Origin of the sequence: Sulfuricurvum sp. (genome assembly GCF_049587615.1) — a bacterium.
GTDB lineage: Bacteria > Campylobacterota > Campylobacteria > Campylobacterales > Sulfurimonadaceae > Sulfuricurvum.
Window position 1 is genome coordinate 83,573 of record NZ_JBAVEF010000051.1, and the last position, 22,169, is coordinate 105,741.

Below are 22,169 nucleotides of genomic sequence, written 5' to 3' on the forward strand. Positions count from 1 at the left end.
ACGAAGAAAATAAACCGCAGCACGTATCGGAGGCATTGGCAATCTTTAACCCGATGACTTCTATACTTCTGGATTCGTTTTAAAAATAATCTTCATATGGACAAAGGAATAACGGTGCGCATACTGTACTTTTTTGTTGCGGCATATGCCCTGCACGCACAAACGACACTCCCCTCCCTGATCGAGTCCGCACAGAACAATGGACGCATTGAAAGTTATATCCAACAAACAACAGCAGCAACATTGGGATATGAATCCGCCAAACGCTCGTACTTTCCTCGCGTTGACGGGTTTGGAAGTGCTACCTACGTCGATAAGACGGGAGGATTCGAAGCCAAACAAACCTATGCAGCGGGGGTCAAAGGGGAGCTCATTGTTTTTGACGGTTTCAAGCGCGAAAATCTTCTGAATCAAAACAAAGCGCTCGAACACTCAGCTGAGCACACCCTCCATGCCGCCAAAAAAGAGATCTCTCTGGACGTTATTCAACGCTATTTCGACCTCCAGAATACACACGATGAAATCGACACCTTTACGGCGATGCGCACTCAACTCGAAGCGCAGCTCGTACGACTGGATAAATTTAAAGCTGCAGGACTTGCGAGTGACGATGCCTTGATGCGGATGCATTCCGAACTTTCCAATGTACACTACCAGATAGAAGATCTGCACTACCGAGCCGAACGTCAAAAAACAGAACTCGAAACCATTACCAACCAATCGATCGCTCATCTCACCTCTTCGGATATCGTTGAACCAAAAGAGATTTCACCCCAAGAATTGGATACCCTAAGTGCCCTCCGCTATTCCCGTGATGCCAAGATTCATGAGGCAGAGCAAAAAGATGCAACCAACCTCCCCACCCTGAAACTGGAAGATCACTACACGTTTAACGACTATTACAATGATCCGATCCCCCAAATGCGTGTTGATCGCCAAAACAAATTCATCGCATCGCTTAGCATGAATCTGATCGATTTTTCTTCCGCATCCATGGCAAAACAATCGTTGATGGCGCAAGCGCAGGCGAAAAGCAGCGAACTGGCGTATGCCGCCAAAGAGGCTGACCAGAACCTCCTTTTGGCAAAACGCTACATCGAACGTTCCCGCATTCTTATCGATGCTTCACACAGCACGTTTGATGCGGCTGCTAAAACGTTCGATGCAGTCAAAAAGAAATACGAAGCGCGGATCATCGATTATGTCACCTATCTGGACGCATTACACACACTCAGAGATGCGACCAATCAGCTTAACCGTGCAAAACGGACACTGTACTATGCCTATGCGGCTTACTATTATTATTCGGGACTTGATCCCAAGGAGTTTGTACGATGATAAAAACACTATTGATCACGATTTTGCTGAGTCTATCCGGGATGGCCGATGATATTTATGCCACCTTCGATGTTGTAGCCCGAAAAGAAGCCAATTTGAACCTGACAACACCCGGTATCGTCAAACGGCTGAATGTTGATGTCGGAAGCCGTGTCAAAAAAGGGGATATTCTCCTTGAAATTGACAATGATGATCTCCTTGCCGGTGTCGAACTGGCCAGAGAAACCCTCAAAAAAGCAAAAATAGAAGAGAAGTTTGCCCGCCAAACGTATGATCGCTACCGTCAGGTCGAAAACGTTATCGAAGCGGAGTTGATGGATCAGCACACCCTCATCTATCAAAAAGCCTCCGCAGCCTCTTCGGAAGCCAAAGCATCGTTACGCTACAAAGAGACCCTGCTCGAAAAAACCCGTCTTCGCGCACCCTTCAACGGAGTTATCGCCAGCCGTGATATTGAACTGGGAGACAGTGTCGGAGGAGGAGTTCCCCTTTTGCGCCTTATCAGTTCGTCGGAGGTGAAATTGATTTTGAATTTTGATGAAAAATACCTCCACTCGATCAAGCGGGGATCAAAAGTACGTTACCGTGTGGATGGTCAAAAAAGCGAAGCGGTAGGAGTGATTTCAAAAGTCTATCCCACCGTTGATCCGAAAAGCAGAAAAGCAACGGCTGAAGTACTGACCAGCAATATTGCACCGGGTCTCTTCGGCGAAGCGTATATCATTGGAAACTAACCGTCTGCTTTCAGTCAAATACACTTTCAATGCAGTCGCAGGAGCTTTGCTTCTCGGCATTAAGGAATAAATGATGTACAAATTTGCCATTAACCGCCCCATTACCACATTGATGCTGGTGGTAACACTGATCGTCTTCGGGATGCTCTCCTTTCGTGCTATGCCGGTGGCCCTCTTTCCCAATATCGATTTTCCGATTGTCACGATCCAAACCGCCTGTCCCGGTGCCGATCCCGAAAGCGTCGAATCCAAAGTAACCGATAAAATCGAAGAAGCGATCTCGGGAATCGACGGGATCGACAAACTGAGTTCCACCAGCTATGAAGGGCTCAGTGTCGTGACAGTACAGTTCGAACTTACCAAAGACATCGAAGAAGCCGCCAACGATGTCCGTGATAAAATCGGAACCCTGAACCTCGATAAGGAGGTCGAATCCCCCTCCGTTCAAAAAGTGAGCGCTTCGGGTGCGGCATCGATCAAACTGTTTATCAGCACCACATCAGAAGATCCTATCACACTGATGCGTTTGGCCGATGAAAAAATAAAACCCCGTCTTCAGCGTATCCAAGGGGTTGCGAAAATCGACATTGTCGGTTACCGTGACCGTGAAATACGGATTTTTGCCGATCCGTTTCTCCTCAACAAATACGCCATCTCCGCCGATGAACTCCAATCTCGGATAGCGCGTGAAAATGTCCGTTCCGGCGGGGGAAAACTGATCTCGGCACACAATGAACTGATCCTTAAAACCCGCGCCGATGCGCAGAGCATCGATCAGCTCAAAGATATTATCATCCGTCCCGGGGTTCGGCTGCGTGACATCGCACAGGTTGAAGACGGTCTCAAAGATCCTAAAAGCTACTCCTCTCTCAACGGACGAGAAGGGGTCTTGCTGGAAGTTCAAAAGATTTCCGGGAGAAACGATTTAGAGGTGATTGAAGGGGTAAAAGAGGCCATGCCCGATATTGCATCGCTTGCGGGGAAAGCGTACACCTTGCAGTTGATTGAAGACCAGTCGGAAAAAATTCTCACCAATATAGACAACGTCAAATTTGACCTCATTTACGGCTCTATGTTGGCGGTATTGATCGTCTTTTTCTTTTTGCGCAATCTCACGGCCACGATTGTCTCCGCCCTCGCTATCCCCACCTCGATTATCGGAACCTTCGGACTGATCGATATGCTGGGATACGACCTGAACCGTCTTACCCTCATCGGTCTCACCCTTGCGATCGGGATTTTTATCGATGATGCCATTGTCGTCATCGAAAACATCTCTAAAAAGATGGAGCACGGTATGGAACCGCTGGAAGCCTCTTTCCAAGGGGTCAAGGAGATAGCGTTTTCGATTCTGGCCATCTCATCCATGCTTTTGGCGGTATTTATCCCTGTCGCGTTTATGGGGGGAATCGTCGGAAAATTCTTCAACTCCTTTGCCATGACCGTTGCATCGGGAGTTTTGATCTCTTATTTCGTGGCAATCATGTTTATTCCCACCGTGGGAGCGCGTCTTTTACGGGGAACCGAAAGCCGTTTTTGGCACAAAACCGAACCCCTTTTTCAAAAACTCGACCTCCTCTACCGCCGTATCCTCTCCACACTCCTTCACTACAAAGTGCTGACGATCGTTGCGGTAGTGGCGGTATTAATCGCCTCTTTTTCACTGGCAGGAAAAGTCGGCGGTACTTTTGTCCCGATGGAAGATATGAGCGAAATGCGGGTCATGATCAAAGGACCGGTGGGGATCTCTCTTGAGGCGATGAAAAAAGAGATGGCTCCGCTCGTTAAAACGATGCAAGCGGATAAACGGATCGAAGCCGTTGTCCTCTCCATCGGATACAACGCGGCTGAAGAAGCCCATAAAGCGATGATTTATGCAAAGCTTATCCCTGTGGGAAAACGTGAAGGGCTCGAATCGATTATTCAATCATATCGGGAAAAATTCAGATCCTATTCCCATCTGACCATCAGCGTCGAAGATGTCCCTCCGATCGATACCGGTGAGAGCAATGCCCCCATTCAAGTCGTATTGACGGGAGCCGATTTGGCGACACTCGAAACAAAATCGCTTGCTTTGGTTAAACTCCTCAAAGAGAGCAAAGGGACGATCGACATCGATACCGATTTTGAACCGGGCAAACCGGAAGTACGCATTAGCCTCAACCGTGAGAGCGCGCAGCGTCTGGGTATTACGGCACACCAAATCGCCGGTGCTATCAGTTCAGCCTATTCCAGCGACAGTGCCATTTCCAATTTTGAACAAAACGGCCGTCAGTTTGATATAACGCTCCGATTTGCGGATGAGTACCGTTTTGTGCTGAATGATCTTAAAAAAATGCAGATTCAGACCCCCTCAGGAGAGATGGTCATGCTCGATGGCTTGATTGAACTGAGCCGTTCCGAAGGGGCCGCTTCAATCAATCGTTTCGATCGTGAACGAAAAATTTTGGTGACGTCGAATCTTGATGGCGCACCGCTGGATGCATTGGTCAGCAAGATCGATGAGGAGCTCCCCGCTTTGTTGGGTGAAGGGTATCACTACCGCTATACCGGTGACATTGAGCGGATGCAAGAAACGATGGAAGCGTTCGGTTTTACGGTGCTTCTCGCCGTCGTCTTAATCTACCTGATCCTCGCCGCACTCTATGAATCATTGATTCAGCCGATTATCATTATGGTTGCGATGCCGCTCAGTTTTACCGGTGTCATTCTGGCCCTTTACCTCACGGGTAACCCGTTCAGTATTTTTGTTATGATCGGGATCATCTTATTGTTGGGAATGGTAGGAAAAAATGCCGTCTTGGTTGTCGATTTTGCCAACAATGCGATCAAAGAGGGAAAAGATGTCAATGATGCCCTTCTCGACGCGGGAGAAAAACGGCTCCGCCCGATTTTAATGACGACCTTTGCGATGATATTTGCCATGCTTCCGCTGGCGCTCGGAGGGGGAGCCGGACATGAGAGCAATGCGCCGATGGCTATTGCGGTCATCGGAGGATTAATCAGTTCCACTCTCCTCGCACTCTTCATTGTACCGGTCCTTTATCGGATGATGTATCCGCTCGATGCCGCGTTGCGAAGAGTATACGAACGGCGGCATTTGAGCTGACAACGCCATACAAAAGTGTTAAAATACCGAAAAAAAGGAGCCTTCTATGAGAAAAAAACAAATCATCAACCTCCTCTATGCAATCGTAATCGCCGCTATCGGCCTCTACTTCGCCTATTCGAAAGGTTGGATACTGGCTGATTTTGAATCCATATCTCCTCAGCAAGCCTATTCTCTTTTGCAACACGATAAAAATATCACCCTTCTGGATGTCCGAACACCGGAAGAATTTGCAGAAGGACACATCGAGGGGGCGATCCTGATTCCCGTACAGGTTTTGACTGAAAACCTCTCCAAACTTCAACGTGCCAAAGGGGGAAAAATCATCGTCTATTGTCACAGCGGAAACCGAAGTGTTGCGGCTTCGCGTATTCTCGTCCAAAACGGATTTATCCCCTTCAATGTCAAAGGGGGTATCAGCGGATGGAAGAGCGAGGGGCTAAGCGTTAGCCGGTAAGGGAGACGATCGATGAAACTTCTCTGCCTCATCCGTCATGCTAAATCAGACTGGAGCAATCCATTCTTAAGCGATTTTGATCGACCGTTGAATACTCGGGGAAAAAAAGCCGCTCCGTTCATGGGAGAGGTACTTTTAAAAAAAGGGATACATCCGGATCTGATTCTCTCCAGCCCGGCCTTCCGCGCCAAAACGACGGCTGGCTTCATCGCCCAAAAACTTTCCTATCCGCTCGACGCCATCGGCTATGAACCCTTGCTGTATGCCAGCGATGTGGAACGGATCCTCTTTGTTATTCGAAATACGCCGGAGAGTATCGATACCCTCTTTGTATTCGGGCACAACCCCGAATTGACCGAATGCACGAATGCGATCTGCGGAACCGAGATCGAAAACATCCCCACCTGCGGAGTCGTAGCGATGCGGCTGAGAGAGGGGCAATGGAAGCGTATCGGTTTTAACGCTGCCGAATTACTTTTTTTTGATACTCCAAAACAACACGGGTCACCCCCATAAATCACTGCCGCTTTCACAATTGTACATTTTAGTATAGTATTCATGCACCATACGTCCTGAATCAAATGCGGGAATCACATCCGACATCGCCGCTTTCATCATCTGCGTCCACTGTTCAGGATGGTCATAGTACATCGGTATGATCTCATTTTCCAACATATCCATCATGTTCTTATTGTCTTCATCGTCTTGAGCTTCAATCGGCTGGCTATGGTCGATCGGCGGAATGGTGAAGGCATTGATGGTGTGTTTTGCAAACTCAGGATGCCAACCGTCATTTGTCGAGAAGTGGATGGAGCCGTTCATGCTCGCCGTCATCCCGCTGGTACCGCTCGCTTCGCGTCCGATACGGGGGGTATTGAGCCACACATCCGCCCCTTTTTTCAATCTCCGAGAGAGTTCAAGCTCATACCCGACCAATACGGCCATATTCCGGATCCCGTGACTGATATGAATCAACTCATTAAAAGCATTAATCGCATTCGAATCCGAAGGATACGGTTTCCCCGACCAAATCACCTGAATCGGTTTTTCGGTACGTTCCAAAAGGCGTTTGAAGCGGATAAAATCGTGTTTAAGGAGCCCGGGACGTTTGTATTCGGTAAAACGGCGCGCCCAGACGATAGTCAAAATATCAGGATCAAACATTTTTCCCGTCTGATCGGCAACGATGTTGAACAACGCCCGCTTCAGATGTTTTTTACGCCCGACAAGGGTATAATCTTCATGCTCATCCAAAGCGGAGAGCATCCCTTTGTCGGTCCAGAAACGACGGCTTTGAGCATTGGTGATGTAAATAATTTCGGATCGCCCCTCACACTCTTTCCACATACGGTTTGCCACTTCACCGTGTATTTTTGAGACAGCGTTGGTGATTTTAACGGAGCGCAGTGCACCGACCGTCAGATTAAAGGTGTCATCATTCGGATTCATCCTCATGATGGTGCGTACCGTCTCTATATCCAAACCGTTAAAAAAACCGAATTTATGGAGCAGGTTGATATTATGGTGCTCATTACCGGCATCTTCAGGGGTATGGGTCGTAAATACCACCCTCCTTTTCACCTCTTCCATATCACGGTATTTAGCATAGAGCATATACACCAAGGGAAGCGCATGCCCTTCGTTCATATGATACACATCGATCTTTTGTTTGAGAGCATCGAGTACTTTGATCCCTCCGATTCCCAGGACAATTTCTTGAGATATACGGGTCTCTTCGTTCGCATCATAGAGCTTATGGGTAATGGTACGGGCCAAAAAATCGTTTTCGGGAATATCGGTCGAGAGAAGGATAATCGGAGCAGAGCCGAACACCTTCGGGGGAAGGTAGAATGCTTTGATATGGACATCCTGCGAATGGATACACACCGTCGCCTGAATTCCCAAATCTTCAAGAAAATAGTAATGTTTGCGGATAAATTCCGCTTTCAGACTCCGGTCCTCATTGCGGGCTTGATCGTAATATCCATAACTCCATAAGATGCTTACACCGACAATATTTTGATGCAGATCGTAAGCACTTCGCATATGCGAACCCGCCAAAAACCCTAAGCCGCCCGAATAAATTTTGAGCGCTTGATGGATGCCAAACTCCATCGAAAAATAGGCTACACTGGTCGTATATTTCGAATCAAATTCATATTCATGGAGAACCATATTCTCTCCTTTAGAGTCATTTCTTGGATAATTGTACCGCGTTATCGGCTGGTTTACGTTTTAAGTATACAACCCCCAACGGAGGGAGTGTTAACGTGATTGAATAGTCTCGTCCGTGCATCGATTCTTTAATGGCCGGTACCGTTCCTTCGTTTCCGATATTCCATCCCGAATACAGAGGGGATTGCGAATTGAAAATCTCGACATATTCACCTTTATCCAATACACCCATCCGGTAATTTTCCCGTGTTGCATCGGCAAAGTTACACACGACATAGATATTTTCCGCCGGATTATCGCTCTTGCGGACAAAGCTGATGCAGTTATGGCTGTAATCACGATCATCGATCCACTCAAACCCCTCCCGCTTCTCATCGTACTGATGCAAAGAGCGTTCCTCTCTGTAAAAACGGTTTAAATCCGATACCATCTTTTGCAATCCGGAATGCAAAGGAAATTCCAACAGATGCCAATCGAGTGAGCGCTCAAAATTCCACTCCGCATATTGGGCGATTTCTCCCCCCATAAAAAGAAGTTTTTTACCCGGATGGGCCATCATATACGCATAAAGTGTTCGTAAATGGGCAAACTTTTGGTTCGTATCTCCCAGCATTTTGTTAATCAAAGATCCTTTCATGTGAACGACCTCATCATGACTCAGCGGAAGCATGAAATTTTCATCAAACCCGTACCACATACTAAACGTAAGCTGATGGTGGTGATGCTCTCTATGGATCGGATCGTAACTCATGTATTTCAGTGAATCGTGCATCCAGCCCATATTCCATTTAAACCCAAAACCCAAACCACCGACATCGACCGGACGGGTTACCATCGGATAGGCTGTCGACTCTTCCGCAATCATCACAATGTCGGAGAATTCGCCGTAAAGACTGATATTGAGTTTTTTCAAAAACTCAATCGCTTCGAGGTTCTCATTACTGCCGTATTTATTGGGTATCCATTCCCCCTCTTTACGGGCATAATTGAGATAAAGCATCGAGGCAACCGCATCGACACGGATACCGTCGATATGGTATTTATCCACCCAGAACATTGCCGAACTGATTAAAAAGGACTGTACTTCGTTGCGTCCGTAGTTGAAGATGATACTCCCCCACTCCGGATGAAACCCCTGACGCGGGTCATTATGCTCATATAAAGCAGTGCCGTCAAAATTGATCAACCCGTGCATATCGACAGCAAAATGAGAAGGGACCCAGTCCATGATCACCCCGATCTTGTTTTGATGCAGTACATCGATCAAGTACATCAGATCCTGCGGCGTACCGAAACGTGCCGTGGCGGCGAAATATCCCACAACCTGATATCCCCATGAGCCGAAAAACGGATACTCGGTCAGAGGCATAAATTCGACATGGGTGTAGTTCATCTCTTTCAGATACATAGCGAGCTCTTCTGCCAGTTCGCGGTAGGTGAGAAATCGGTCCCCTTCCTCGACTTTACGGCGCCATGAGCCCAAATGCATCTCATAAACACTGATCGGCGCGTCATGGGCGTTATGGCGGTGACGTTCATCCATCCAACTGCGATCACCCCACTCGTAGTTTTCCAAATGCCATACACGTGATGCTGATTTCGGAGGTACTTCCGCATAAAATCCAAACGGATCACTTTTATCATGAACGATATTATGAAATTTGGACCTGATATGGTATTTGTAGGTAATTCCCTCCTCCACCCCTGCAATAAACCCCTCCCATATCCCCGATTCATCCTCGCGGAGCTTCAGAGGGTGAGACTCGCTGTGATAATCGTTGAAATCTCCCCGGACGCTCACGTAGGCCGCATTGGGTGCCCAAAGAGCAAAATAGACCCCGGCATTTCCTTCATACACCATTGCATGCGAACCGAGCTTATCGTAAAGTTTAGTATGGTTCCCTTGTTTGAACAAATAGACATCCAGTTCGCTCAGTCGTGAGAGTGTATACGTTATGGGATACTGTTGGATATTCATTCTCCTCTTCTCCCTCTTTTAATCTGATAGTAGAGTGCTTCATACTCTTTTGCCGCTTGGTTCCAATCAAACCGCCGCTCCATTGCATTACGCTGCATTTGTTGAAACCCTTTGGTATCATTGTACCACGTATAGAGTGCCCACCCGACCGTATTGATCAGAGCATCCGGGGTTGCATCGTAGAATTTGAATCCGGTACCGTGCACCGAGTCATTGGCATAATTTTCAATCGTATCATCCAACCCTCCCGTAGCACGGACGATCGGAAGTGTCCCGTAACGGAGAGAATAAATTTGGTTCAACCCGCACGGTTCAAACAGCGAGGGCATCAAAAACAGATCGCTCCCCGCCTCGATTTGGTGTGCCAGATCGTTGCGATACCCGATGTAACAGCGGAATTTTTCCGGATAGCGCCCGGCGATATCGCTGAAAAACAACTCCGCCCATTTTTCCCCCGCACCCAGCAAGACGATTTGAAGTTCCATATGCATCAGCGCATGGATCGCATGGACAATAAGCTCGATCCCCTTTTGCTCTACCAGCCTTCCCACCAGACCGATCACAGGGATATCGTCGCGTTCGGGAAGCCCAAAGGTGCTTTGGAGCGCTTTTTTACAGATTTTTTTCCCCTCCATCGACTCACTATCGAAAGTTTGGGCGATAAACGGATCGCTTGCGGGGCTCCACTCATCATAATCGACCCCGTTAAGGATTCCATGAAGCTTATATGAGTTAATATCAATCAATCTCTCCAATCCCCATCCGAACTCTGCCGTCCGTATCTCCTGAGCATATTTACGGCTCACCGTACTGATGGCATCGGCATGGACAATCCCCCCTTTGAGAAGATTGATTCCGTCATACTCTTCGATCTCATCGGCATTGAAATGGTCCCATCCGATATCGAGAAGCTCCATAGCCCCTTTGTTAAAATGCCCTTGATGTTGCAGATTGTGAATCGTCAAAAGCGATCCGGTATAGGCGAAATCGCCATCATAGGCATAATGGGTATTCAGCATCATCGGGATCGCGGCCGTATGCCAGTCGTTGGCATGGATCACATCGGGGTTAAAACGGAGTTTTTTAGCCAATTGCATGACGGCTCGGGAAAAAAAGATAAATCGGCTGTCGTTGTCGATGTAGCTAAACCCGTTTTCCTCATACAATCCGCCGCGTCCGAAAAATCCCTCGTGATCGATGAAATAGACAGGAATGTCCGTTCCGGGCAGCACCCCCTCATAGACACCGGCCCACACTTCACCCATAGAGCCCATCGGAACGCCGAGCCCCCCCTCCAATACTTTCAAAGCGTATTTCTCACGATCTACGATGTAGTAGCGCGGCATAACGATTCGGACATCATGCCCCAACGCACGGAGTGCTTTGGGCAAAGCTCCCGTAACATCCGCCAATCCGCCGCTTTTAGCGAAAGGGACAACCTCTGAAGCAGCCATAAGTAGTTTCAATTTATCCATCCATTTTCTCCAATAGTTTCGCCCCTTCCATGGAGCCGTTTTCCAGTCTGCTCGTCACAATGCGCAATCCATCGACCGATCCTTGCAAAGCGAACTTTTCGATCTTCTCTTTCACCAATCGGACCAGATACGGATTTTCCCGTATGATACCGCCTCCGAGGACCAAAATCTGAGGATTTGACAACGTTACAAGGGTACCGGCCCCTTGCATCAACGCAGCTTCAAACTCCTGTACGATCGTCTGTTCGAATGGGTTTTCCGAATAGCGGAACCGGTTCAAATCCACCTTTCCCCCCTTGCCGTGATACTCCAGCCATTTTGCCATTCCCGAACCCGATGCGTACAGTTCCAGACAATTGGATCGGCCGCATCCGCACACAAACGGGGCATTGCGGTAAGGGATATGACCGATCTCATACGACAAATTTCGGCTTCCCCGAATCAGACGGGCGTTCTCGATTACAGCAGCACCGATCCCCGTCCCCACATACAGTGACGCCAGATGTGTCGAATTCCAATAGGCCGCTTCGGCCCGTGCCGCGCAATTGAGATCGTTATCGATCTCGAGCCGGATTCCGTATCGCTGTTCAACCGCCGTTTTAATCGCATGTTCGTCCACATCGATGTTCGGAGACGAAAGGATGTATCCGTTATCAACCTGCCCTGCATAAGAGATGCCTATGAAAGAAATATCGCTGTGTTCCGCCATTTGTCGTTCAATGTACGCGAACAAACCGATCCCCTGTGAGGCGTGTTTCTCGGATGAGGGACCCATACGGGTCTCAAGGACGCTGCGCAGATGGGTTCCGCCGATATCGATAAAGAGCTTGCTCATTCGCGGCACATCCGGTAGAGGTTCAGATACCCTTTCGCACTTTCCTTCCAGGAAAAATCACACCCCATATTGTGACGGAGGATTGGGTTCAAGACTCTTTTATGAGCGTACAGTTCGAATGCGCGGTGGATGGCATTCAAAACTTCCCGCTCATCCGAACCCTCAAAGGTTATTCCGAATCCTCCGTCGGATTTTGGATCAAACGCATCAATCGGCTGAACCGTATCTGCCAGTCCTCCCACCTTACGAACGACCGGAAGAGCGCCGTAGCTAAACGCGATCAGCTGGTTCAGCCCGCACGGTTCAAACAAGGAGGGGATGAATACAAAATCAGCGGCAGAGTACAGACGATGTGCGAGAGTTTCGTCATAGCCGCAATGCAACCGGAGGTTGGGATACTCCGACGCTATCGATTCGAGCGACTCAATGTAGCGACTTTCCCCCTCTCCCAACACGGCGACATTACACTCCAGCTGAGCCAATTCAGGGAGGATCGAAATCAACAGATCCATCCCTTTTTGCCATGTCAAACGGCCGATAAAAACAACCAACGCTTTATCGATCCCCTTGAGTCTGTTCTCCTTGAGATAGCCGCTTTTATTCGCCCGTTTCCCTTTTAGGTCGCTATAGGGAACCTTCAAGGTATCGTCGTTGGCCGGAGAGAAATGGTCCGTATCAATCCCGTTGACGATACCGCTCAATTTGTCACGGTGTAGCTGCAAAAAACCTTCCAGCCCGCATCCGAACTCCGGAGTCACTATCTCTTTGGCGTAGGTCGGGCTTACCGTATTGATGCGATCGCTATAGGCAATCCCCGCTTTCATAAAACTAACCTGTCCGTAAAACTCAATTCCATCCAGAGTATAACACCCCTTATCCAGACCCAGAAGTTCCAAAACCGAGGGTTCAAATGTCCCCTGATAAGCCAGATTATGAATCGTATAAAGGGTTTTTGTTCGTATCGAGGGATCCGATTGGATCAAAAGCGGAACCAATGCGCACTGCCAATCATTCAGGTGGGCAATAGAGAACCTCTCTTTCTTGAGGAGTTCTATAATCGCATAATTGAATATCCCGAATCGGATCGCATTGTCTTCATATCCCGCTTCAGGGGGGCCATAGAGATACTCTTTTTCACACAGCAGGGGCGAATAGACAAATCGGTACCTCATCCCCTCCATCCTGCACTCATACCATTGGATAGGATACTCCGTTGATCCTATGAGGATTTCAAACGCTTTTCCGGAAGGTTTGATTCCGAATTTCTCCCGATCGATAAAACGGTACAGCGGCATCACAACGCAGACGTCGCACTCCTCTGCCAACGCGCAGGGAAGCGAATGGGAAACATCCGCAAGCCCGCCACTTTTGGCAAACGGATAAACTTCGCTCGATGCGAACAATACAGACTCTTTAACCATTCTCCCCTCCCCGTAATAATTTAGCCGCCAATTCGGGTAAAACCGGGTTGATCATCATCCCCGTCCCGCTCTCAAATCCGCCGGAACGAAAAACACGCGGCATGATCCGTATCGAAAAGCGGTACGCCGCGTCCACTTCGATCACCCGCCCGTCCCACATAACGGGATAAAGCGGCGGCGTATCGATCCAGAGATTAAAATGGAGGCACCCAAGCTGCCGTTTGAGTTTTTGGAGGATTACCATCAGCAGGATTGACAAATCATTGATTGCCCCCTCTTGAAGGGTATCGATCTGCCCAATCGCTTTAGAAGAGGTAATCATCACTTCAAAAGGATATCCGCTGGCATACGGACAAAAAGCGGTAAAATCCCCCTCTCGGGCAACAATCCGAACCGATGCATCGGTTTCATGGGTCAAAACCGTTTCCACCAACGCCTGCTGAGTCGTCAAAAAATGGTGCAAGGTACGGCGGTACCGCTCCTCTTGCACCCGGGGGATGATCGGCAAACCGATCAGCTGGGTATGCGAATGGGACTGCGTCGATCCTGCCTGAAACCCTTCGTTCTTGAACAAAGAGATATAGGCGATCCGGTTGTCGCGTCGCAAGTCGCCGATACGCTGACGCAGTGTTTTCAGCCACGCAACCGTATCCGCAAGACTCCATTCGACCATCGACGTATGGTGGGAAGGGGTATCGATGATGATCTCATGTGCGCCGAATCCCTCCCAATATTCGAAAATCCCAAGATGGTGGGTATCGGGTGTCTCAATCTGGACAGCCTTGTACAGATTCGGGACCACCCGTGTTTGCCATCCTGGAGTATTTTCCGTGCTGGGTACAGAGCGAATCGCAAAAATTTCAGGCGGGGTTATCCCTTCGTTCCCTTCGCAAAACGGGCATGTTCTCTGCGTATGGAGAGGATCATGTCCCAGATTACAATCGGGTCGGCGAAGTCGCTCAGGTGCAATAATGACATGCGTATCGTGGAGTTTGTCATACCGGATCTCAGACATCGCTCACCTCTAATCTCCCTTTGATCATCAACTCTTTTTGAAACGGCAGAGCCATCGCCAAACTAACCCCCTGTGTTGTCAGCTCAAACCCTTTTTCACTTTGAGAAAGGGTTTTAAGCTGAAAATAAAAGAGTTCAAACGGCCGATCCAGCTGAAATACCATCCGCTTTTTCAGATAAAGGTCGATGATTTCCAGAGTATTGCTCCGACCCTCCTCTCCCCTCTCCTCCAACGCCCGTCCGTTCACCAAGACTTTGTCATAATCGGCAAAATGGAAGTTGTGTTCGAGAATATACCAGAATTCCCCTTCCGCTTCGGTCCTGAAGGTGATATCAAACGTCATTTCCCCCTCAGAGGGGAGGTATCCTTTTTCCAAAAATGCCTCCGATTTATCCGGAAAATAAAGCCCCCCTTCGCGGCTAAAAACGATTTTTTTTCCATTAACCGCCGACGAAAACGGCTGATTGGCGAAATCACCATATTCCCTGAAGCTGCATCGAATAAACTGCTCCAAAGAAAACGATGCGTCGCTGATATGATCAATAAACGAGTTTTTCAGATACCAGTCATACACGATCGCATCACTCAACGTTTCATCAACATGTACAACGGCGGCATGGATCGTATCGATTCCCTTTTTCTCTTCTGTTTGGAGCTGAGGTTCCCGTATCTCAAACAGTTTTTGATGGTAAGCTTCTTTTCGACGTGTGAGGGTATTTTGCCAGTTAAAGCATCTCTCACGCAGGTCAAATTCGACCATTTGTCCGCCGCATGCCGAATCAAACCGAAAAATCAACGACGGAGTGACCCCTTTTATCTTATCATAGCCATCAAGCTCGTTTTGATCGGATACGACTCGACTCTCCTCCTTGTAGCGAAGGTTTTCGCACTCAATCAAATACCGATATGCGTTGTCCCTCAGATTCGGCAGGTAAAGTCCGCCGAAGACCCCATGCCAGAGGGGATCATTCGTCTGCAATTTGAAAAAAGCGGTATCGAATACCGGATCGGCAAGACGGTAACGTACCAAAGAGAGCTCCATCATCCGTTTATGGATACGGTTGCTTTCGGGATATTTGACGAAAAAGTTTTTCCATATCCCCCCCTTTAGAAACTTGATCCCCTCCAAATCAAACCGCTCATCCCCCATCTCTTCCTTAAGCCGTTCCAGAGCAAGGGCATCGTCGGCGCGCAGGCTCCACTCCCCCATTTCAAAATACGAAACATTCGGAAGATAGGCGATCCCCCGAGAGCGGTTTCGTGCCAGATACTCGCCATACTGGAGCGTCTCGATCGAACTATCAGCCAAAACTGCCTGAACAAATTCTTCAAGCCATCCTTTCTCATAAACCCACGCATACGTCCCCGGCCACATGCCGAATTTCTCGGCATCGTCAAAAATAATGGCTGCCGAGTCACTTTCTCGATGATACGATTTGACGGCGTCAATAGCGTCCTTGACGGTGAAAAACGGCAAAGCATAGCGGAGCTTTTTACTGATCGGAAACAGGGCAATCGTCTCTCCCCCCTCTTCACTCAGGTAATACCCGTCCAACCCCGCTTCATCAAACCCTGCACACTGGAAATGATAGTCATCCATAACGGTATAACGGATCTTGCATCGGTTCAAATCAGGAATCAGGGAAGATTCCCAGACCCGTTCGGTGAGCCAAAGTCCTTTGGGGGTTTGATTAAAGCGTGACACGATCGATCGGTTCAGTTTCTCGATCTGTTCGATCCGGTCTTGTGATGGAATCGCGCTTAGAACCGGTTCATAATAGCCGGCACTGAAGAGCTCAAGGGTTCCACGCTCAGCCATTTCCTCAATCTGACGGTAGAGCCCCGGGGAACGCTCCTCGATCTGCTCCATCAGCCACCCGCTGCAATGAAGGCTAAAGCGAAATTCAGGATATCGGCTCATCACCTCAAAAAAAGGGCGATAACACACATCAATCGCATGATCGACCACCCACCCAAAATTATCAACAGGCTGATGCATATGGATACCGAATAAAAGTGCTGTTTTCTCCATCGTATCTCCTCTAAATAAACCAGTTGCCTGCGTAATTCTCGTCCAAATCGACCAAAAGGGGACCACTTCCGGGCATCGTTTGAATGATCCGTTCACCCCGTATCAGTTCAAATCGGAGATGGACCGCTGTATAGGTCTTAAAATAGAGGCGTGAGAGCCCGATCTCCAACCGTTCATCCAGTGCGATTTGCATCTCTTCCGTGCTGTCGGGATCCTCCAATGAAAACGTGAACTGCTCTCCTATCTCTTCGATGATCATAACCAATGCCAGTTCCGATCGGTTCGAGAAATCTCCGTCGAATGCCAGATACAGTCTCTTCTCATCATACCCGTACAAAATCATCTCGATCGGTCCGCGCATCCCTTCCATCGTTGAATAGATGATCTGTTCATTGATGCTTCCGCACCCGGCCCATTCAAAAAAAGAGCGGTATTGACCGTCAATGACCGGGGAGATGGCATTTTGAGGTTTAACCCAGAAAGGGGTGAGGTTCCGGCGGACAATGATCGATTCAAACAGATTTGAAGGGGGTGGCATCTCCAAAAAACGGTATATGGCGATCAGATTTTCCCGGAAAAGGAGATCGAACTCATACCCGAATTCGGTCGGATGATCATCCCCGTACCACCAAAACCAGTCGCTGCATTCGGCTTTTAGAAAATGGTCGTCTATTTTTTGTGCCGCCTCCTCACTGATCTTTCCGGAAAAATTCTCAACGTCTCTATGGGTTTGATAAATCAGTTCCCAGGCACGATTTTTCTGAGAATGACCGACCCAGGTGTCAAAATTACCGTTAATCCAGCTCCCCGGAAGGATACTCTTCAGAGGACGGGAGGGGAAGAGACTCACCTCATCGAAGGTAACCGTATGGCACCAAGAAGAGTCGGTCAAATCTGTGTAGAGAGCGCTAAAAAAATCAAATCCGTTCCCTTCAAAAAACTCCCAAGCGTTCTCACCGTCTACGATCACAAATATCGTAGGATCGTTCTGTTCCGCACCGATTTTCTCCACCATCCGGATAAAATGTTCTGCAGCGTCGCGCGGAGGTTTAAATCGGTAGGTAAATCCAATCAAATCACTCAACTCATGATCCCGAAATCCGATGGTCACCCCATCATAAAGATACGATTGATAAAGATCCTTGCGTTCCAAATCCGGATGGGAGTGGAACAGTACCGCTTCATCGGTAGCAATCCATTTGATCCCGCGCTCTTTATAGATTTTTAGGCTTGCTTCGTCGACCGCCCCCTCAGCCGGCCAAAACCCGCTCGGAATCTTGCCGAATGTTTTTGTATAGAGTTCAATGGAACGTTCAACATGTAGCAGCGCATCTTCTTTCAAAGAAAATATCCTCTCCGGAAGAGACGTGTTATCATTGGCACGGATCGCATTTTTCATGTCAATCAGTAACGGCATAATCGGATGGTAGTATGGGGTTGTCGATACGGATATGATCCCCTGATCCTGCAACGATGCATAAAATGGCAAAATCGTTTCGATGAAAATGCATAATGTCTCGAGAAGACGGGTTTTGTCGAGTTGGGTATACCCCGATTTTTTATCGATCAGTTCTCGGACCACATCATTTTCCCGACGCAGATAGTTTCCGCACCACGCCAGAATAAAAACCGTTTCGAGATCAATAAAATCGGCATCACTGTATTTTGTACGATGGAAAAGGGCTTCAAACCGCTCCATTTTTTTGACCATCGTCTCATACTGCGTCGCTTTGCAAAGCTTGATCACCCACTCTTTTTGATGTTCATCAAGCATTGAAGGATGGCGTTCCCAAAGGGAGAGAAAATAATCGTTTCGAAGAGGCTCACGGTAGAGGGAAAGTTGCTCAATCAAGGAGGGGGTAATGTTAAACGTCCCCTTCAGCCCAGGATAGAGGCTCAGCAGCCAGGGCATATCGTAATAATCTTTTATGGCGTGCAAAAAGACCCATGGCATACTCATCATCCCGTCATTACGACGGTAATCGGGCTGATGCATATGCCAAAAAAATGAGAGCTTCAGCGATAAAGAACGCATCACAATTGTGACCACTCCTGAATTTTAGCAATGTAACTCTCACAAATCGTATTGCCGCTCTCTATGGTTGCAGCTTGAACATAAAGGTTAAGATGGTCACTGTATTGATCAGGTATCATCAATATCCAGTCGTTTTTATCCAGCCATATTTTGACTCCGTCAAGGGTGGAAGACTCTTTCCCTTTGGCATCTTCAAGAAACATACGCATCATTTTCCCCTTCAGCGCTTGGGTACACGGAATCTGAATTGTGTGGTAAAAAAAGCGGGGAATCGCATCAATAAGTTGTGAAAGTTTGACATTGTGATTCACCATCATCTCCAAAATTTTCAAGGTAGCGTACATCGAATCACGATGGGTTGAAAACTCGGTAAAGGCGAAATTCCCCTCCCCCGTTGCCACCAAATCATACCCTTTGATTTGTGATGCTTTAAAATTTGCATACTGACCATGTTCGATATCAAGAGAATCAAAAGAGACCATATCGGCCGCCCACGTCGGCAAAAACACCATCTTTTTCTCTCCGCTGGCTTTCGCTTCCATATTAAACAGTGTCAATACGGCATACAAAGCGGTCTGTTTTGAGAGCATCATCCCTTTGTCACACATGATATCCAGACGCTGACCATGAGGATACAGCATAAATCCCGCATCCAGTTTGAGCGCTTTGATCACCGCACTCATGTCCTCATGGGAACGTTTAATTAATGTATTGATATTAGAGAGTCTTTGCTCATCCGAATAAGCATTAAACATAATGTTATCGACACCCATATCGTTCAGGATATCTGGAAAAACTTCAGAGGCCATCCCATGCATCATATCTACCGCTATACGGGAGTCCAAACATTTAAACATATGAGATTTGAGTACGGATTCCATCCCTTCTTTATATTGACGGAACTCTTTTTTATGATCCGATGCATAAATTTGCCCGATTCGTGAATAATCGACACGCCGGAATGCTTCTTTGAAAAATGCTTTCTCAATTTTTTTGGCCGTATCATTGTTAACCCTAAGCGCTTCATGATTAAAGAAGGTGATAACCGTACTGGTAGGATCATCAATTTTTAAATGGAAATGAACACCCCCCGCATACTCATCATTCGATGAGAGGCTGCATCGCATTACCGCAGAAGGGATGGCATTGCAGTCGACAACATCAATACCCGAAGAGAGGAGCCCCCCCAGAAAGGCACGCTTGAGCATCCGTGAACTTTTATCATTATCTCGGGAAACCAATACAGTCGATCCTACCGGAAGCTGAGCACCAAATGCCTCAGCCAGTTTGGTTGCCATTTCACAAGAGAGTTCAACATTGGATTGTCCGATAACCATCCCGTTTTCTAAAATAGAATTTTTGTATTTATTCCCAAGTATAAGGCTATGACTCACAATCGATGCATCTTCGATCACTTTATTCGGCCATATTGTCACATCTTTTTCGATGCTTACCAGCTCACCGATTTCACACCCTTCCGCCAGAATCAGTCCCGCTTTTACGGTAACATTTTTACTGATCTGATTGTCGTTACAGATAACGCACCCATCCAATTTCACATTTTTTCCGATTACGACATCATTCCAAATGACTGTATTTCGTATTTTCGAAGAAGAGCCGATTACCACATTGTCCCCGATGACAACATTGCAGAGTTTTGCCCCTTTTTTGAGGATTACATTTTTACCGATCACAACAATACCGACAATATCAACACTTTCGTCAATAATAAAATCATCTTCAGCAATCAAAACACCATCAGGATATTTGATAGCTTCTCCGCCCAATGTAAATTTTATCTTGCCGCTTAAAATATCTTCATACACATCACGATAGCTCTCAGGATTTCCGACATCACGCCAATACCCCTGCGCATACCCAGCTGTCAATTCTATCCCTTTACGCATCAACAAAGGAAAAAGATCTTTGGCAAAATCGAAATTTTCATTGTTAGGAATATAATTTAAAATCTCCGGTTCTATGATATAAATACCGGTATTGATCGTATCGCTGAACACTTCTCCCCAACTCGGTTTTTCGAGAAATTTTTCGATTCTTCCTTCTGCATTGGCAATGACAACCCCAAATTCCAGCGGATTCTCGACCGATGTGAGAGTAATTGTAAGCTTAGATTGCTTGAGCGCGTGGTAATCAAAAATCTTTTGAAAGTCAAAATCGGTAACCAGGTCCCCGCTTATAACAATAAAATTTTCATTACCGATCAGATCCTGAGCCAGCTTTACCGCCCCGGCTGTACCGTAGTCATCATCGGGGACTACATAGGTGATATTAATCCCAAACTGGCTTCCGTCTTTAAAATAGTTTTTAATAATATCCGGTTTAAAATAGAGTAGAACAATGAATTCTTTTATCCCCAAATCTTTGAGAGACATAATTGTGTGTTCCATCATCGGCTTGTTCATAATCGGTAACATAGGTTTGGGAATAGAATTAGTAAGGGGCTGAATTCGTGTTCCAAACCCACCTGCCATAACCACAGCTTTCATTGCACTCCTTTAGAAAAAAGTTAATTATATTACACTTTATACCAAAAAATATCATAAAATATCACAGAAGCATTTCAGTAGTGCTGTTTTCACGACATGAAGGGTAAAATATGCCCTATTCTCTTCTCTTTTTAAAACGTACCGAAGCACTGGGGTTACTTTCAGAGGATGAGGCACACTTTATTTGATATGAGACCATAGATATAAATGGATCAAGAAAATGTTCGAAGTCTTCGGCTCCGATCTCCTCCATCCCCTGTCTATGAAGTAACTCTAAAATTGTCAATGTAGATTCAATAGTTGAGAGGCAAAAATCTTTCGGCTGCTCTTTGATAGAAAATTGGGAACATTTGGAGTGTGTAAAACTGAGTCGAGGCAGAGATTGAAGATTGGTACTAAGGCGAAGCATCTTGACCGAACATGGCCACGTCGAATCAATAATGAAAATGACAACTTGCTTCTTGTTCGCGTCAATCTGTTGAGTATTGAGATTCACACTCTCTTTTCCGGGATACAAAACATAGCAAAGATTATTATTATCATGGATTAAAGCATTCACAGCACGGTGTGCAGTGAAATCAACATCGATGTAAAGTTCTGAATTGGGAAGGGAAAGATGAGTGAGATGCCCAGTGCCGTTTTTAGTCTTTTTAAACTCTTTGGGGTGCATCAAAATAACAAATTTTGTCTTGGTATGGATCGGATGAACATAAGCACACATGCAAGAAGTGATTGGACGGTAGCATTTGTAGCACTTTTGCCGTATTTCTGCATCCGAATTAGCATTAAAATCATTCATTATGTTGATTTATTCCTTATTCTTAATCGATTTTTTGATCATTTATTACAAATAAGTGTATTAGTTATAACGATATATAAGGGTTTAATTAAGTATTATTTTATTAAATAAGAGTTGTATCAGAAGAAGACGGAGTAAAAATCTGAGAGCCAGGCGGCGACCTACGTTTCCACACCTGAAAGATGCAGTATTATGAGCGATGAGGGTCTTAGCTTCCGGGTTCGGAATGGGGCCGGGCGTTTCCCCCTCTCTATAGCCA

General features: G+C 47.0%; 15 protein-coding genes and 1 rRNA gene. 5 read left to right on the top strand and 11 right to left on the bottom strand.

Features of this window, described 5'->3' with window-relative positions:
• The first annotated feature begins 114 nt into the window (after positions 1 to 114).
• The 5 genes from WB308_RS09990 (at position 115) to WB308_RS10010 (ending at position 6,154) form a co-directional block, all read left to right on the top strand.
• Positions 115 to 1,338, top strand: coding sequence for a TolC family protein (locus tag WB308_RS09990; protein ID WP_424191106.1), 1,224 nt, complete (start codon positions 115 to 117; stop codon positions 1,336 to 1,338).
• Positions 1,335 to 2,072, top strand: coding sequence for an efflux RND transporter periplasmic adaptor subunit (locus tag WB308_RS09995; protein ID WP_424191107.1), 738 nt, complete (start codon positions 1,335 to 1,337; stop codon positions 2,070 to 2,072). The genes WB308_RS09990 and WB308_RS09995 overlap by 4 nt, the downstream gene beginning before the upstream one ends.
• 70 nt (positions 2,073 to 2,142) lie before the next feature.
• On the top strand, positions 2,143 to 5,181 hold the full coding sequence (locus WB308_RS10000) for an efflux RND transporter permease subunit (RefSeq protein WP_424191108.1): 3,039 nt from the start codon (positions 2,143 to 2,145) through the stop codon (positions 5,179 to 5,181).
• Between the two features lie 46 nt (positions 5,182 to 5,227).
• Positions 5,228 to 5,638: a rhodanese-like domain-containing protein gene (locus WB308_RS10005; protein WP_424191109.1), complete on the top strand. Its 411-nt coding sequence runs from the start codon at positions 5,228 to 5,230 to the stop codon at positions 5,636 to 5,638.
• Positions 5,639 to 5,650: 12 nt separating this feature from the next.
• Positions 5,651 to 6,154 (top strand): SixA phosphatase family protein, encoded by a 504-nt coding sequence (locus WB308_RS10010; protein ID WP_424191110.1) that lies wholly within the window; start codon positions 5,651 to 5,653, stop codon positions 6,152 to 6,154.
• On the opposite strand, the gene glgP is transcribed toward WB308_RS10010, so the two are convergent.
• The 11 genes from glgP to rrf all read right to left on the bottom strand — a co-directional run.
• Complete coding sequence (gene glgP, locus WB308_RS10015) at positions 6,143 to 7,813, bottom strand: alpha-glucan family phosphorylase (protein WP_424191111.1); 1,671 nt, start codon at positions 7,811 to 7,813, stop codon at positions 6,143 to 6,145. The genes WB308_RS10010 and glgP overlap by 12 nt on opposite strands.
• Positions 7,814 to 7,829: 16 nt before the next feature.
• The gene (glgB, locus tag WB308_RS10020; RefSeq protein ID WP_424191112.1) at positions 7,830 to 9,791 is read right to left on the bottom strand and encodes a 1,4-alpha-glucan branching protein GlgB; all 1,962 of its coding nucleotides are present in this window, start codon (positions 9,789 to 9,791) and stop codon (positions 7,830 to 7,832) included.
• Positions 9,788 to 11,266: a glycogen synthase GlgA gene (glgA, locus tag WB308_RS10025; RefSeq protein WP_424191113.1), complete on the bottom strand. Its 1,479-nt coding sequence runs from the start codon at positions 11,264 to 11,266 to the stop codon at positions 9,788 to 9,790. The genes glgB and glgA overlap by 4 nt, the downstream gene beginning before the upstream one ends.
• On the bottom strand, positions 11,259 to 12,101 hold the full coding sequence (locus WB308_RS10030) for an ROK family protein (RefSeq protein ID WP_424191114.1): 843 nt from the start codon (positions 12,099 to 12,101) through the stop codon (positions 11,259 to 11,261). The genes glgA and WB308_RS10030 overlap by 8 nt, the downstream gene beginning before the upstream one ends.
• The gene (locus WB308_RS10035) at positions 12,098 to 13,522 is read right to left on the bottom strand and encodes a glycogen synthase (RefSeq protein ID WP_424191115.1); all 1,425 of its coding nucleotides are present in this window, start codon (positions 13,520 to 13,522) and stop codon (positions 12,098 to 12,100) included. Before WB308_RS10035 ends, WB308_RS10030 begins: the two co-directional genes overlap by 4 nt.
• Complete coding sequence (locus WB308_RS10040; RefSeq protein WP_424191116.1) at positions 13,515 to 14,537, bottom strand: galactose-1-phosphate uridylyltransferase; 1,023 nt, start codon at positions 14,535 to 14,537, stop codon at positions 13,515 to 13,517. Before WB308_RS10040 ends, WB308_RS10035 begins: the two co-directional genes overlap by 8 nt.
• Positions 14,530 to 16,569, bottom strand: coding sequence for an alpha-amylase/4-alpha-glucanotransferase domain-containing protein (locus WB308_RS10045; RefSeq protein WP_424191117.1), 2,040 nt, complete (start codon positions 16,567 to 16,569; stop codon positions 14,530 to 14,532). The genes WB308_RS10040 and WB308_RS10045 overlap by 8 nt, the downstream gene beginning before the upstream one ends.
• 10 nt (positions 16,570 to 16,579) lie before the next feature.
• Positions 16,580 to 18,619: a glycoside hydrolase gene (locus WB308_RS10050; RefSeq protein ID WP_424191118.1), complete on the bottom strand. Its 2,040-nt coding sequence runs from the start codon at positions 18,617 to 18,619 to the stop codon at positions 16,580 to 16,582.
• Positions 18,604 to 21,111 (bottom strand): sugar phosphate nucleotidyltransferase, encoded by a 2,508-nt coding sequence (locus WB308_RS10055; protein WP_424191119.1) that lies wholly within the window; start codon positions 21,109 to 21,111, stop codon positions 18,604 to 18,606. The genes WB308_RS10050 and WB308_RS10055 overlap by 16 nt, the downstream gene beginning before the upstream one ends.
• A gap of 115 nt (positions 21,112 to 21,226) precedes the next feature.
• Positions 21,227 to 21,910, bottom strand: a complete 684-nt coding sequence (locus tag WB308_RS10060; protein ID WP_424191120.1) for a tRNA-uridine aminocarboxypropyltransferase — start codon at positions 21,908 to 21,910, stop codon at positions 21,227 to 21,229.
• 148 nt (positions 21,911 to 22,058) lie between these two features.
• Positions 22,059 to 22,169 (bottom strand): 5S ribosomal RNA (rrf, locus tag WB308_RS10065); the annotation flags it as partial.

What these genes read in the sequence shown, in the direction of transcription:
- WB308_RS09995 (WP_424191107.1), top strand. Translation starts at nt 1,335, where the DNA reads ATGATAAAAACACTATTGATCACGATTTTGCTGAGTCTATCCGGGATG.
- WB308_RS10000 (WP_424191108.1), top strand. Translation starts at nt 2,143, where the DNA reads ATGATGTACAAATTTGCCATTAACCGCCCCATTACCACATTGATGCTG.
- WB308_RS10005 (WP_424191109.1), top strand. Translation starts at nt 5,228, where the DNA reads ATGAGAAAAAAACAAATCATCAACCTCCTCTATGCAATCGTAATCGCC.
- WB308_RS10010 (WP_424191110.1), top strand. Translation starts at nt 5,651, where the DNA reads ATGAAACTTCTCTGCCTCATCCGTCATGCTAAATCAGACTGGAGCAAT.
- glgP (WP_424191111.1), bottom strand. Translation starts at nt 7,813, where the DNA reads ATGGTTCTCCATGAATATGAATTTGATTCGAAATATACGACCAGTGTA.
- glgB (WP_424191112.1), bottom strand. Translation starts at nt 9,791, where the DNA reads ATGAATATCCAACAGTATCCCATAACGTATACACTCTCACGACTGAGC.
- glgA (WP_424191113.1), bottom strand. Translation starts at nt 11,266, where the DNA reads ATGGATAAATTGAAACTACTTATGGCTGCTTCAGAGGTTGTCCCTTTC.
- WB308_RS10030 (WP_424191114.1), bottom strand. Translation starts at nt 12,101, where the DNA reads ATGAGCAAGCTCTTTATCGATATCGGCGGAACCCATCTGCGCAGCGTC.
- WB308_RS10035 (WP_424191115.1), bottom strand. Translation starts at nt 13,522, where the DNA reads ATGGTTAAAGAGTCTGTATTGTTCGCATCGAGCGAAGTTTATCCGTTT.
- WB308_RS10040 (WP_424191116.1), bottom strand. Translation starts at nt 14,537, where the DNA reads ATGTCTGAGATCCGGTATGACAAACTCCACGATACGCATGTCATTATT.
- WB308_RS10045 (WP_424191117.1), bottom strand. Translation starts at nt 16,569, where the DNA reads ATGGAGAAAACAGCACTTTTATTCGGTATCCATATGCATCAGCCTGTT.
- WB308_RS10055 (WP_424191119.1), bottom strand. Translation starts at nt 21,111, where the DNA reads ATGAAAGCTGTGGTTATGGCAGGTGGGTTTGGAACACGAATTCAGCCC.
- WB308_RS10060 (WP_424191120.1), bottom strand. Translation starts at nt 21,910, where the DNA reads ATGAATGATTTTAATGCTAATTCGGATGCAGAAATACGGCAAAAGTGC.